The organism is Actinomadura sp. B10D3 (assembly GCF_039871695.1).
Lineage (GTDB): Bacteria > Actinomycetota > Actinomycetes > Streptosporangiales > Streptosporangiaceae > Spirillospora > Spirillospora madurae.
Window position 1 is genome coordinate 66587 of the sequence record NZ_JBDPLY010000014.1, and the last position, 12736, is coordinate 79322.

General features: G+C 70.1%; 12 protein-coding genes. 10 read left to right on the top strand and 2 right to left on the bottom strand.

Going from position 1 to position 12736, the window contains the following annotated elements:
- Positions 1 to 70: 70 nt before the first annotated feature.
- Positions 71 to 706 (bottom strand): NAD(P)H-dependent oxidoreductase, encoded by a 636-nt coding sequence (locus ABGB11_RS21620; RefSeq protein ID WP_347635537.1) that lies wholly within the window; start codon positions 704 to 706, stop codon positions 71 to 73.
- A gap of 75 nt (positions 707 to 781) precedes the next feature.
- On the opposite strand from ABGB11_RS21620, the gene ABGB11_RS21625 reads away from it, so the two are divergent.
- From ABGB11_RS21625 to ABGB11_RS21660, 8 genes are all read left to right on the top strand, one after another.
- The gene (locus ABGB11_RS21625; RefSeq protein WP_347635539.1) at positions 782 to 1201 is read left to right on the top strand and encodes a helix-turn-helix domain-containing protein; all 420 of its coding nucleotides are present in this window, start codon (positions 782 to 784) and stop codon (positions 1199 to 1201) included.
- A 315-nt stretch (positions 1202 to 1516) separates the two neighbouring features.
- Positions 1517 to 2197, top strand: a complete 681-nt coding sequence (locus tag ABGB11_RS21630; RefSeq protein WP_347635541.1) for a GntR family transcriptional regulator — start codon at positions 1517 to 1519, stop codon at positions 2195 to 2197.
- 68 nt (positions 2198 to 2265) lie between these two features.
- On the top strand, positions 2266 to 3093 hold the full coding sequence (locus ABGB11_RS21635) for an alpha/beta fold hydrolase (RefSeq protein ID WP_347635543.1): 828 nt from the start codon (positions 2266 to 2268) through the stop codon (positions 3091 to 3093).
- 193 nt (positions 3094 to 3286) lie between these two features.
- The gene (locus ABGB11_RS21640; protein ID WP_347635545.1) at positions 3287 to 4588 is read left to right on the top strand and encodes an MFS transporter; all 1302 of its coding nucleotides are present in this window, start codon (positions 3287 to 3289) and stop codon (positions 4586 to 4588) included.
- A gap of 130 nt (positions 4589 to 4718) precedes the next feature.
- Entirely contained in the window at positions 4719 to 5873 is a 1155-nt protein-coding gene (locus ABGB11_RS21645) for a carbon-nitrogen hydrolase family protein (RefSeq protein ID WP_347635547.1), read from the top strand.
- A complete protein-coding gene (locus tag ABGB11_RS21650; RefSeq protein ID WP_347635549.1) occupies positions 5870 to 7090 on the top strand; it encodes a CoA transferase in 1221 nt (406 codons plus the stop codon). Before ABGB11_RS21645 ends, ABGB11_RS21650 begins: the two co-directional genes overlap by 4 nt.
- Positions 7087 to 8694 (top strand): carboxyl transferase domain-containing protein, encoded by a 1608-nt coding sequence (locus ABGB11_RS21655; protein WP_347635551.1) that lies wholly within the window; start codon positions 7087 to 7089, stop codon positions 8692 to 8694. Before ABGB11_RS21650 ends, ABGB11_RS21655 begins: the two co-directional genes overlap by 4 nt.
- Positions 8695 to 8717: 23 nt before the next feature.
- The gene (locus tag ABGB11_RS21660; RefSeq protein ID WP_347635553.1) at positions 8718 to 9746 is read left to right on the top strand and encodes a molybdopterin-dependent oxidoreductase; all 1029 of its coding nucleotides are present in this window, start codon (positions 8718 to 8720) and stop codon (positions 9744 to 9746) included.
- Positions 9747 to 9789: 43 nt separating this feature from the next.
- Here ABGB11_RS21660 and ABGB11_RS21665 read toward each other — a convergent pair whose 3' ends face one another.
- Positions 9790 to 10386, bottom strand: a complete 597-nt coding sequence (locus ABGB11_RS21665) for a TetR/AcrR family transcriptional regulator (RefSeq protein ID WP_347635555.1) — start codon at positions 10384 to 10386, stop codon at positions 9790 to 9792.
- 79 nt (positions 10387 to 10465) lie between these two features.
- Here ABGB11_RS21665 and ABGB11_RS21670 point away from each other — a divergent pair, with 79 nt between their 5' ends.
- Both ABGB11_RS21670 and ABGB11_RS21675 read left to right on the top strand, forming a co-directional pair.
- Positions 10466 to 11308 (top strand): alpha/beta fold hydrolase, encoded by an 843-nt coding sequence (locus ABGB11_RS21670; protein ID WP_347635557.1) that lies wholly within the window; start codon positions 10466 to 10468, stop codon positions 11306 to 11308.
- A gap of 77 nt (positions 11309 to 11385) precedes the next feature.
- Entirely contained in the window at positions 11386 to 12522 is a 1137-nt protein-coding gene (locus ABGB11_RS21675) for a YbfB/YjiJ family MFS transporter (protein WP_347635559.1), read from the top strand.
- The last annotated feature ends 214 nt before the right edge of the window (positions 12523 to 12736 follow it).

The window sequence follows — 12736 nt, forward strand, 5'->3', positions numbered from 1 at the left end:
CCACCCAAGGAGCCCTCAACCGTCGTTCAGACGTTGGGAAACCGGTTGTGGTCAGTGGCCGCTGGGAAGTTCAGACAGCGAACGCGTTGGTGATCGTCGCGGCCAGCTCACGGACACGCTGGTGCGCGTCGGCCATGGATGCCTCGTGCTTCGGGAGGAGTTCGGCCAGTGCAGGGTTGTGCGTGGCCATGATGAGTTCGGGGATCACCGTGTGGACCTCGAGTCCGAGCAGCTCTTCTCTTCCGAGGACCGCTTCGGTGGTCGGCACGACGTAGTCCAGGCCGTGGTTGGGCGTGCCAGGCCCGTAGCCGCCGCCTCGCGCGGAGATCAGCACCGCGGGGCGTCCGGCGGCAGGGGACGGTCGGACGGTGCGGCCGAAGACGATGATCTGGTCGAGCCAGGCCTTGAAGACCGACGGCATCGACAGGTTGTACATCGGCACAGTGAACAAGTAGGCGTTGGCGCCGAGGAACTCCTCGATGAGTTCCTCCTGGAGAGCGGCCGCGGCGGCCTGCTCAGGGGTGTGGTCTGCGGGGTCGGTCTCGCGGGCGGTCACACCTGCGGCGCTGATGTGCGGGACCGGGGCTGCGGCCAGGTCCCGGTGGACGACGTCCCCGTCCCAGCCTTCGAGGAAGGTTCGGGCCACGTTCCGAGAGACCGAGGCCTCGCCGAGCGAGGAGGAATCGACGTGAAGCAGGTACGACATCAGTGTTTCCTTAGCTGGATAGGCGGGTTCATACTGGGAATGCGGTTACGTACGGCCTGGGAGGTATCTGGGGTGGTGGCAGCACGACGGATCAGCGGCCCGTGCCAGGCGTGGCCGGAGGACAGCGCCTTCATCCGGGAGGTGCTCGACCGCATCGGCGACAAGTGGACGGTGCTGGTCATCAGCACCCTGAGCACCGGATCCCTGCGCTACTCCGACCTGCAGGCAAGCATCCCGGGGATCTCGCAGCGGATGCTGACCCAGACCCTCAAGCACCTGGAGCGTGACGGGCTGGTCACCCGGACCGCGTATGCCGAGGTCCCGCCACGGGTGGAGTACGACCTGACCGACCTCGGCCGGTCACTCCTGGACGCGGTCACAGCGATGGCCGCGTGGGCAGCCGCCCACCACGGGGAGGTCGCCAGCAACCGAGCCTCCAGCGAGACCACGGGCGTGGGCCGCGCGAAGACCTCGGTCACCGCCCCGGCTCGATGACCGACGGGCGGCCGGGGTGTTTCGCCACGTAGCACCACGGGCAGCCCAGATCGGCTGACCTCGATGGCGACGCGCGGACCGGTGCCCTGCTCTCGCTGTTCAACCATCCGTCTCTCACCTCACTAACGGTGCGTAACACCATCATGAGTGAGTAGGACAAGGCTTACAAAAGGCACTTTGAAGTGCGTCAGCCTCGCGGGCCAGGCAACCAGGGCGGCGCATCTGGACACCGCGAACGAAGTACAGGTCAGGGGCTGGACACCGCTTCCGAGCGATGTATTATGCATAAAACACAACGAGCTGAGGGAGAGTGGGATGCGGGACGAGCGGCGTGGGGGCGCGCGGAAGCCGGGCACGACCATGCCGACCGTGGCGTCGGCGATCGCCGACGCGATCCGGGGGCAGATCCGGAGCGGTGAACTGGCTCCGGGCACCCGGTTGCGCCAGAACGAGATCGCGGCTCAGTTCGGTGTCAGCAGCACCCCGACGCGAGAGGCGTTCCGGCTCCTGGAGGCCGAAGGGCTGGTTCGCATCACGGCTCGGACCGGCGCGATCGTCTTCGCGCCGAGCAGAGCCGACGTCCTGGAGACCTATGAGATCCGCTGGGCCCTGGAACGGCTGGCCGTCGCGCAGGCGACGCCGAAGTTCACCCCGGCGGACGTGCGCGAGGCCGAGCGATTCCTGAAGGAGATGGAAACCGCGCCCGACTACGACGCCTATCAACGCGCCCACAACTCGTTCCACCTGGCCACTTACCAGCCGGCGGCGATGCCGCAGCTCCACTCCTTGATCGCCGGAGTGCGGGACAGGTTCGGCGCCTATTTCCACATGTTCGTCACGCAGCACGCTCCCGACGAGGAGACCTTCGCCCAGCATCGAGCGATCCTCGACGCCTGCAGTGAGGGAGACGTGGCGAACGCGGAGAACGCCCTGCGCCTGCACTTCGAGGAGACCCGAAAGGTGATTCTGGCCGCACTGCCGGAAGATGCCGAATAGCCCGCAAGTGCAGTGATCGCCACAGTGTCGCGCGTTATTGGCGTGCGAATTTTCCCAAGGAGTCCATCATGGTCTCAGCCGTGCGATTTTTCTCCGATCACAGTGTTCTCGAAGGTCATGTCTATCGCCCGAAAGGCCGGGTGGGATCCACGCCGGGAATCGTGCTGTGCCATGGCTTCGCCGGCCAGACGGCGCCGGCGCTCGCCGCGGCGCTCGCCGACCTCGGCTACACCGTGCTGACGTTCATGTTCAGCGGCTACGGCGCCAGCGGCCGGCGCGGCGAGGTGGACTGCGAACAGCAGGTGCGCGACGCGCGGACGGCGGTTTCCTTCCTCGCGTCGCAACCCGGGGTCGACGCGGACCGCATCGGAATCGTCGGTTCCAGCCTCGGCGGTTCGATCGCCATTCTCGCCTCCGCCGAGGACGAGCGGATCGCGGCCTGCGTCGCCGCTTGCCCGATCGGCGACGGTGAGCGCATGATGAGGGCGCGCATCTCCGCTGACGACGCCTGGCGGCGGCACACGGAGAGGATCCGCAGGGCCCGTGAGGACGGTCGGCCGGTACACCGGTTCGACATCGTCTTCATCCCGGAGGAATTGCGTGAGCACCTGCCGATGGACACGCCGATGGAGTTCCCCGCGGACACCTTCTTCAGCGTCCAGAGCCTGAACGCCCATTCGGCCATCGGCAAGCTCTCGCCCCGACCGCTGCTCGTACTGCACGCGGTGGACGACGACGTCGTGCCGAAAACCGAGTCGGACCGGCTGGTCGCCGACGCCGGCCCATCCTGCGATTACCGCGAGCTGGAACAAGGCAACCACTTCATCCTTGCCCAACCGGGCGTGCACAAAAGCGTCTGTGAATGGCTGACGGTTCATCTTCCTGTTGCCGCTTAGCCGACAGAACGCAGCTTCACCAGGGGGCACCAGGGCGCTCCGAAGACGACTGACACCCATGGTCGCCCACGGCGCCGATCGAAAACGGGAGAGCCGTATAGGCACGTGACGAAAGAGGTTCGGTTCCGTGGACACCCAGAGGCAGGGACGCACAAACGAGGACGGACGACTGCATCGACGGGTCACCAGAAAGGTGGCCAGGCGCCTGGTCCCGCTGATCGGGCTCCTCTACTTCGTGAACTACCTCGACCGCAGCAACATCGCGTTCGCCAAATTGACGATGAGCGAGGAACTCGGGCTCAACGCCACCGAATACGGCGTGGCGGCGGGCGTGTTCTTCGTCGGATATCTGCTCTTCCAGGTGCCGAGCAACCTGGCACTGCACCGGTTCGGTGCCCGCCGGTGGCTCAGCCTGACCCTCCTGGTCTGGGGCCTGCTCGCCGCCGGGACGGCCTTCGTGCCCGACGCGCCGACCCTCTACGGCCTCAGATTCGTCCTCGGACTCGCGGAGGCGGGACTGTTCCCCGGAGTGATCGTGTACCTCGCGCAGTGGTTCCCGGCCGCCGAGCGGGCGCGGGTGTTCAGCCTGTTCGTGATCGCGATCCCCATCTCCGCGGTCGTGGGGTCGCCCACGTCGACCGCGCTGATGCAGTACGGCGACGGCCTCCTCGGCCTCGACGGCTGGCGGCTGATGTTCCTCGTCGAGGGACTGCCCGCGGTCCTGCTCGCCTTCGTCACCTGGAGCTACCTGACCGACCGGCCGTCGGAGGCCCACTGGCTGTCACCGGCCGAACGGAACTGGCTCGTCGCGACCCTGGAGCGGGAGGCCGCCGAGGCCGCCGGGAAGTTCAACTGGTCGCTGCGCCGCACGCTGACGAACCCGCGCACGCTCGCCCTGGGTTTCATCGCCTTCGGGTTCCTGTACGGGCTGTACGCGATCAGCTTCTTCCTGCCGACGATCGTGGCCGGCTTCTCGAAGATGTTCGGCACCGACTTCTCGCTGGTGGAGACCGGCCTGATCGTGGCCGTGCCCTTCCTGGTCGGGACGGCGGCCATGATCGTGTGGTCCCGGCACAGTGACCGGACCCAGGAGAGGGTGCGGCACGTCGCCGTGCCGATGGCGCTGGGCGGTGTCTCGATTCCGGTGGCGCTGTACCTCCACTCTCCGTTCGCGGTGATGGCGCTGGTCACCCTGACCGTGGCCAGCATCCTGTGCACCATTCCCGTCTTCTGGGCGATGCCTCCGGTCTTCCTCTTCGGCGCCGCGCTCGCCGGAGGGATCGGCGTGATCAACACCCTCGGCAACTCCTCCGGATTCCTCGCCCCCTACGTCACCGGCTGGCTCTCGGACGCGACCGGCAGCAGCCGCGCCGGCCTGTGGGTGGTGGGCATCGTGATGGTCCTCGCGGCGATCACCACGGTCGCCCTCGGCGCCACCCCCCGGCCCGACACCACCGCGCCCGCGCCGGAACCCGTCCGGGTGGGCGACCGGTGAACGGCTGACGCACGGCGGGACCACCCCGCACCCGTCCGGCACGACCGTGCCGACGAAGCTCTGACATCGCTCCGCGGCGGCCACGCCGGCGAGTCCCTGCGGCCTGCCCGCCGCGGAGCCTGGAGACAGCATGAGCATTGACGAGACACCGGCCTTCACGGTCGCGGCGGTGCATGCCGCGCCCGTGTTCATGGACCGCGACGCGACGATCGACAAGATGGGCGGCCTGGTCGCACGGGCCTCCCGCAGCGGAGCCGACCTGGCGGTGTTCCCGGAGTCGTTCATCCCGGGATTCCCGCTCTGGACCCTGGTGCACGCACCCATCGACCAGCACGCCATGTTCCGGCGCCTGTACCAGCAGGCGATGCCGGTCCCGGGGCCGGAGGCCACCCGGATCGCCGCGCTCGCCCGCCGTCACGGCCTCCATGTGTCCGTCGGCATCACCGAACGGAGCCCGGTCAGCATGGGCGGCCTCTACAACACGAACCTTCTGTTCGACCCTGACGGCCGCCTCGTCCACATTCACCGCAAGCTGGTGCCCACATGGGCGGAGAAGCTCGTCTGGGCCCGGGGGGACGGCAGCTCGCTGCGCCCCACGACGACGTCCATCGGCCGCCTCGGCGTCCTCATTTGCGGGGAGAACACCAATCCACTTGCGCGTTATGCGTTGCTCGCGCAGGGAGAGCAACTGCACATCTCCACCTATCCGCCGGCCTGGCCCTTCCGTCGCGGTGCCTCCCCGGACACCTACCAGCGCTGGATCGAGCTGCGCGCGGCCGCCCACTCCTTCGAGGGCAAGGTCTTCAACGTGGTGGCCGCGGCACATCTGGACGAGGCCGCGATCGTCCAGTCGGCCGCGGGCGACCCGCGGGCCGAGGAGACGCTGCGCGGGGCCGGGCGCGCGGCTTCAATGATCATCGGTCCCGGTGGCGTCGTCGTCGCCGGTCCCCACCCGGGCGAGGAGGATCTGGTCGTGGCGCCGGTGGACGTCGCCGACTCCATCGAGGAGAAACTCGCCCACGATGTCGTCGGCTACTACCAGCGGCCGGATCTTCTGCAGTTGCGGGTCGACCAGCGGCCGCAGCCGCCGGTCTCGCTGCTCAACGAGGTCGGCTCCGGCTCGGCGCCCTGGGAGACGCCCGGCGCCGACCCCACCGCATCCGATGCCTTCTCGGCGGGAGTGCCGCTGGCCGGGATGTGGGCGGCGGACGGGCCGCAAGGGTTCGCCGCGCCCGGCGAGGGCCGGGTCGGCGATGGCGGCCGGGGGAAGGTGACGGACCAGTGAGCACCACGACCGGCGATGGACGGCAGCTGGACGGGGTGGTCGTGCTCGATCTGTCCCGGGCTCTCGCCGGGCCTTACGCCACCATGATGCTCGGCGATCTCGGCGCCCGGGTGATCAAGGTGGAGGCGCCCGGCACGGGCGACGACACCCGCGGCTGGGGGCCGCCGTTCGTCGGGGAGGCGGCCGCCAGGGAGTCGACCTACTTCCTGTCGTGCAACCGCAACAAGGAGTCGATCATTCTCGACCTCAAGGACGATGCCGACAAGGAGATGCTGAGCCGGCTGGCGCGCCGCGCCGACGTCCTCGTCGAGAACTTCCGGCCGGGCACCCTCGACCGGCTCGGCCTCTCCGTGCGCCGCCTCCGGCAACTGAACCCACGGTTGATCATCCTGTCCATCACCGGCTTCGGTCATGACGGCCCCGAGGCCGGCCGGGCCGGCTACGACCAGATCGCCCAGGGCGAGGCCGGCCTGATGTCGCTGACGGGCCCCGACCCCGGTCACCCGACCCGGATCGGCATCCCGATCGCAGATCTGCTCGCGGGGATGCACGGCGCCTACGGTGTCGTTTCGGCCCTGTACGAACGCCAGCGCACGGGTCGTCCGCGGATCGTGCGCACCAGCCTGCTCGCGGCGGTGGTCGCCACCCACGCCTTCCAGGGGACCCGATGGACGGTCGCCGGTGAGGTGCCGGCCGCCCAGGGGAACCATCACCCGTCGATCGCGCCGTACGGGCTGTTCCACTGCGCGGACGGCATGCTGCAGATCGCCGTGGGCAGCGAGGGGCTCTGGCGGTCCTTCGCCGCGGGATTCGATATCGCGCCCATGGACGCCCGGTTCGCGACCAACGCCCTGCGCGTCGCCAACCGCGGGGAACTGACATCCGTCATCAACGCCGCGTTCGCCGGCCTCAAGCTCGAGGACGTCCTGCGCCACCTTGACGACCTCGGGATTCCCGCCGGCGAGGTGCGCACCCTCGACCGCGTCTACGAATGGGAGCAGACGCGGTCGCAGGGACTGCTGATCGACGTCGAGCACCCCTCGCTGGGCGCGATCGCCCTCCCGGGGCCGGCGCTTCGTTTCGACGACGGCTTCCGTGATGACCACAGCGCGCCGCCGACGCTGGGGCAGCATGACGCGGCCGTCCGGGCGTGGCTGGACGAGCAGGACGCCCCGCGCACCGCCGGCACCGGTGGTGCGGCCGAGGAGACGGCATGAGCGCGCACCGGCCCGATGCCCGGGAGTTCGTCGAGCTTCTGGTCGATCCCGGAACCTGGAGGTCATGGTCGGCCGGCTCGGAGCAGGCCGTCACGGCGTCGGCGGACTACGCCGGGCAGCTGGCCCGGGCCCGCGAACGCACCGGGGTGGACGAATCCATCCAGACCGGGGAAGGGCTCGTCCACGGACGCCGGGTGGCCCTGGCCGTGTCGGAGTTCGGCTTCCTCGGCGGGTCCGTCGGCGTCGCCGCGGCGGAACGGCTCGTGCGAGCGATCGAGCGGGCCGGCGCCGAAGGGCTGCCGCTCATCGCGGCGCCCGCGTCCGGCGGGACCCGGATGCAGGAGGGTGCGATCGCCTTCGTGCAGATGCTGAAGATATCCGCCGCGATCGGGCGGCACCGCGCGTCCGGCCTTCCGTACGTGGTCTACCTGCGCGATCCGACCACCGGCGGGGTGTTCGCGTCCTGGGGTTCGCTCGGGCATCTGACCGTCGCCGAACCGGGGGCGCTGGTGGGATTCCTGGGGCCGCGCGTCCTTGAGGCGCACGGCCGCCCGATACCGGAGGGCGTGCAGGTCGCCGAGAACCTGCTGCGCCACGGATTGGTGGACGCGGTCGTCGAGCCGAAGGATCTGAGAAGCTTTCTCGATGGCGCGCTCGATGCGCTGACGAGCGCCCCACCAGTTGCCGCGAGGGCGCCGAGTCCTCCGAGGGAGCGGTTGCCCGCCGCGTCATCGTGGGAGTCCGTGGCACGCAGCCGAGCGTCGGGGCGGCCGTCCCTGCGCGACATGCTCGCCCGGATCGGGACGTCCGTCACCGTCCTTCACGGCACCGCGACGGAGGACAACGGCGATGGACTGCTCGTCGCAGTGGCGCGATTCGGCGACGTGCCGTGCGTCGTGGTCGGGCATGACCGCGGACCGTCGAACCGTCCCGCCCTCGTGGGTCCGGCCGGGCTGCGGCGGGTCCGCCGCGGGATGCGGCTCGCCACCGAGCTGGGGCTGCCACTCGTCACCGTGGTCGACACCGCCGGGGCGGTGCTCTCCCGGCAGGCCGAGGAACAGGGGCTCGCCGGGCAGATCGCCGACGGCCTCGCCGAGATGCTGGCGCTGCCCGCCGCCACGGTGTGCGTCCTGCTCGGCCAAGGGACCGGCGGGGCCGCGCTCGCGCTCCTGCCCGCGGACCGGGTGATCGCCGCCCAGCACTCCTGGTTGTCGCCGCTGGCACCCGAGGACGCCTCGATGATCCTGCACCGGACCACCGCCCGAGCGGCCGAGGTGGCGGAACTGCAGGGCGTGCAGGCCCGTGACCTGCACCGCAACGGCATCGTCGACGTGGTGGTCGCCGAACACGCCGATGCCGCCGACGACCCCGCGGACCTCCTCGACCGGCTCGGCCGCGTCCTGGTGCACGAACTGGACCGGTTGCTCCGCGCCGACCCCGGGGCGCGGCTGGAGGCCCGCCTCGATCGGTACCGGCGGCTCGGAACATCCCTGGTCAGTGCGCCGACCGATCCCGCTGCAGAGCGGTGCACCGGGTCGAACCTGGGCATGGGTTCCACTGAGCCGGATCGCACCGCGGCCCCAGCGGCGAAGCCGCTCGGCTGAGTCCCGGTGAGGAGATGAAGGCCATGGACAGAGCCACAACGCAGCCGGGGGTGGTCATGGCGCCCGCGGACCGCACCGTGATCCGGGACGCCGACGCCGCCGCCCTGGCGAGCTACCTCACCCCCGTCACCGACCATTACGTACTGGGGGCGCTGGGCATCGCGCACTGCGATGCCGAGCGCTGGACCCTCACTGTCACCGGTTCGGTCGATCGCCCCCTGACCCTTTCCATGGACGAGGTCCGGGCGCTTCCCTCCGTCGAGTTGACCGTCACGCTCGAATGCGCCGGCGACCCTCTGAATCCGGACAAGCCGGTGCGCCGAGTCAGCACCGCCGCATGGCGCGGGGTTCCCCTCGCCGATCTGCTGCGCCTGGCACGGCCTCACCCCGACGCGTCGGACGTCTGGTTCGACGGCGCCGACCATGGAACGTACCGGCCCAACACCGCCGTCGCGGAAGCGGTCGCGGAGTACCGCAAGGATCTTCCCCTCGCCACGGCGTCCGGTGGCGACGTCCTGGTCGCCTACGCCATGAACGGAGAGCCGCTGCCCACGGAGCACGGGTCCCCACTGCGGTTGATCGTGCCCGGCCATTACGGAACCAATTCCGTGAAATGGCTGAAGCGGATCACGGTCGCGAACGGCCGCCCGCAGGGGCTGTTCTGCAGCGTCCTGTACCAGTCGGCGGAACAGGTGGACGGCCGGATCGTCCGGCGGCCCGTCCGGCAGGTGGCGGTCAACTCCTTGATCACGGACCCGGCCCCCGGGGCCACGCTCACGCCGGGACGGGTCCGCGTGACCGGGTGGGCGTGGGGCGCGCGCGAGGTCGCCGCGGTCGAGGTCATGGCCGAACCGCGGGGAGTCTGGCAGCCCGCACGGCTGGAACCGCGCACTGATCACGCGTGGCAGCGCTTCGACGCGGCTCTGGAGATCCCGGCGGCCGGCGAGTACCGGCTCGCGGTCCGCGCACGAGACCGCGGCGGCGCGGTTCAGCCGGCAGAGGAGCACATCAACCAGATCCCTCATGTGACGGTCCACGTAGGCCGAGGTTGACGGCCACACCTCGCCGGATCGCCTGAAAGTCAGCGAGAGAACATCACCTCTTTGTTGCCTTGGTCTCGCTTTCCAGGAGGGTGAGGGCCGCCTCCCGGGCGTCGTCAGCGACGCCAGGAACTCCCTGGTGGTCGGCGACCACCGTCGCACCTTCGAGGAGCAGGAGGAACCGCCGTCCTAGCGCGGCGGGGTCCGCGACTCCGGCTCGGGTCGCGATCTGCGTGAGCAGTTCCAGGTAGCGGCCGAGGTGGCGGGTGGCGATGACGTCGACCGGTGTCGCATGGCGCTGGGTGGCGGCGTTGACGATGGCGCAACCGCGGAAGCCGGGTTCCTCGTACCACCGGCCAAGGGCGTCGAACACCGCGGCCAACTGGGCCGCCGGCTCGTCGCCCGCATCGGCGACGACCTGGGACAGCCAATGCGTGACGCGGTCGCTGCGCGCTTCGAGGACGGCCTGGATGAGCCCGTCCTTGGACCCGAAGTGACGGTACAGCGTCTCCTTGGAGATGCCCGCCTCGGCGCACAGTTCCGCGACACCCACACCGTCGAGCCCGCGTGCGTAGAGGAATTCTCCTGCGGTGCGAAGGATCGCCGCCCGGGTGCGGTCGGGGTCCAGGGTGCTGCCCTTGGGTACCGGCATACCCGAGATCGTACCGGGCGGTTCGATGTCTTGCTATCGTTCACATCGAACCGATCAGTTCTATCTGAAGGGTCGTGCCATGCCGGATCCGCTGATCACCGATCCAGTACATGTGAACGGGCCTGCCGCACGCACGGTCCCGGTGACCTTCCAGAGTGCGGGCGCGACGCTGCTGGGAATCCTGCACCTACCGTCCGGCCCCGGGCCGTACCCCATCGTGGTCGTACTGCACGGCTTTCCAGGGAACGAGCGCAACTTCGACCTCGCACAGGCCGCGCGAAGGGCCGGCTACGCGGCGTTGGTGTTCCACTACCGCGGCTCGTGGGGCATGGGCGGTTCCTGGTCATGGACGCACGTGCTGGAGGACTCCGCCGCCGTCGTCTCCGCACTGCGCACGACAGAGGCCGCTGCCTACGACCTCGACCCGGGACGGCTCGCCGTGGTGGGCCACAGCACGGGCGGGTTCGCCGCGTTGATGACCGCGGCCGCCGACCCCGGGGTGACCGCGGTCGGCTCGGTGGCCGGGTTCGATTTCGGGACGGCGGCCGCCGCCTCTCGCACCGACCCAGCCGTCCGGGCAGCCTACCTCGACGGCTGGGCGGGCGAGCTGCTTCCGCTCCACGGCACCAGCGCGCATGCACTGGTCGAGGAGATGGAGGCGGCAGGCGACTCATGGCGCCTGGCGGGGCTCGCACCACGGCTCGCCGACCGTCCCGTGCTGCTGATCGGCACCGGCCGCGACCCGGTCACTCCCGCCGACGTCCACCACCGGCCGCTGGTGGAGGCCTACCGAGCCCACCCGCTGCGGGATCTAGACGCCCGTATCTTCCCCACCGACCACGCCCTGTCCGACCATCGGGTCGCCCTGGCCCGCACGGTGATCGCCTTTCTCGACCATCACCTGAAGGCCGGCCCGCGGTGAGCGCGACCCCTGCCGCGACGGCGGAGGCTCGGTTCCACCACGCGCCCGGGTATCGCTGGACCGCCGCGAGACTGGCCATGGGAACCGCATCGGCCCTCGGGATCTCCCGCTTCGCCTACGGTCTACTCCTTCCTGCCATGCGGACCGACCTGCATTGGAGTCTCGCGCAGGCCGGCGCACTCACCACCGCCAACAGCGTCGGATACCTCATCGGAGCCGCGCTCACCGGTGCCGCGGCCCGACGCTCGGGCCCTACGGCGACCTTCCGCGTGGGCATGGTGCTGACCGTCGTGTCCCTGGCCGCCACGGCAATGAATGGTGGCTATCCAGCGCTGCTGACCGCGCGCCTGGTGGCGGGCATCGGCGGCGCCCTGGTCTTCGTCGCCGGCGGCGTGATCGCTTCGCGCGCCGCCGCCGCCGTGCACTCGCCCGCTCCGATCACGATCTACTTCTCCGGTGCCGGGCTGGGCATCGCGGTGAGCGGCGCCGCGCTCCCGAGCCTGGTGGCCCGTGCTCCGCACAACTGGCCGGTCGCATGGATCGGCCTGGCCGCGTTCGCCCTTGTGGCCGCCGCCATCAGCTGGACCGCTGCGCGCGTCGACGAACCCGAACTCCGGTCCACCGCGGGCCGACGCCGGATGCGACCGCTGTTCCCCACCGCCGTCGCCTACCTGCTGTTCGCCTGCGGGTACATCGCCTACATCACCTTCCTGTCAGCCGCCCTCGCCGACAGGCAGACGTCCACGTGGCAGATCAGCATGCTGTGGACGGTGCTCGGGATCAGTGCGATGGCCGCGCCGCGGCTATGGAATCCGGTGATCGGTGCATGGCCGCAGGCCCGCGTCCTGACCTGCCTCCTGACCCTCCTCGCGGGCGCGAGCGTCCTCGCCCTCGTCAGCTCGTCCTATGCCGTCCTCACCGCCTCGGTCCTGATCTACGGCGGCACCTTCATGAACGTCCCGGCCGCTGTGACCGCGACCATCCGCGGCGCGAACCGCCAGGAGGACTGGGCACCCACGCTCGCCGCCTTCACCACCGTGTTCGCCGCCGGCCAGACCGTCGGCCCATGGGTGGCCGGCGCCATCGCGGACCACACCACGCCTGACGCCGCTCTCACCTGGACGGCCGCGCTGTGCGCCACGGCCGCCCTCGTCGCCGCGACCCAGCGAGCCTCCGCGCACCTCGGCGCGAGCAGGAAACGATCGCACTCCTAACCGCTGCCGGCGGCGACATGGATCCGCTCGCCATGCGCCCCGGCGCCTGCGCTGTGCTGGTGCGTGCGCTGGGCGCCTGGTTCGGCCAACCGGCCTGAGCGCCGTATTAACGGTCGTCTCAGGTTCGCTCAATAGGAAGCAGGCGTCAGATACGCGATGTAACCCGTGTAGGAGGCCAGTGATGGCAGTCAACACAGCGCCGTCCGGGAAAGCG

Excerpts from the sequence above, each read along its gene's own strand:
- ABGB11_RS21620 (WP_347635537.1), bottom strand. The coding sequence starts at position 706 with ATGTCGTACCTGCTTCACGTCGATTCCTCCTCGCTCGGCGAGGCCTCG.
- ABGB11_RS21630 (WP_347635541.1), top strand. The coding sequence starts at position 1,517 with ATGCGGGACGAGCGGCGTGGGGGCGCGCGGAAGCCGGGCACGACCATG.
- ABGB11_RS21635 (WP_347635543.1), top strand. The coding sequence starts at position 2,266 with ATGGTCTCAGCCGTGCGATTTTTCTCCGATCACAGTGTTCTCGAAGGT.
- ABGB11_RS21645 (WP_347635547.1), top strand. The coding sequence starts at position 4,719 with ATGAGCATTGACGAGACACCGGCCTTCACGGTCGCGGCGGTGCATGCC.
- ABGB11_RS21655 (WP_347635551.1), top strand. The coding sequence starts at position 7,087 with ATGAGCGCGCACCGGCCCGATGCCCGGGAGTTCGTCGAGCTTCTGGTC.
- ABGB11_RS21660 (WP_347635553.1), top strand. The coding sequence starts at position 8,718 with ATGGACAGAGCCACAACGCAGCCGGGGGTGGTCATGGCGCCCGCGGAC.
- ABGB11_RS21665 (WP_347635555.1), bottom strand. The coding sequence starts at position 10,386 with ATGCCGGTACCCAAGGGCAGCACCCTGGACCCCGACCGCACCCGGGCG.
- ABGB11_RS21670 (WP_347635557.1), top strand. The coding sequence starts at position 10,466 with ATGCCGGATCCGCTGATCACCGATCCAGTACATGTGAACGGGCCTGCC.
- ABGB11_RS21675 (WP_347635559.1), top strand. The coding sequence starts at position 11,386 with ATGGGAACCGCATCGGCCCTCGGGATCTCCCGCTTCGCCTACGGTCTA.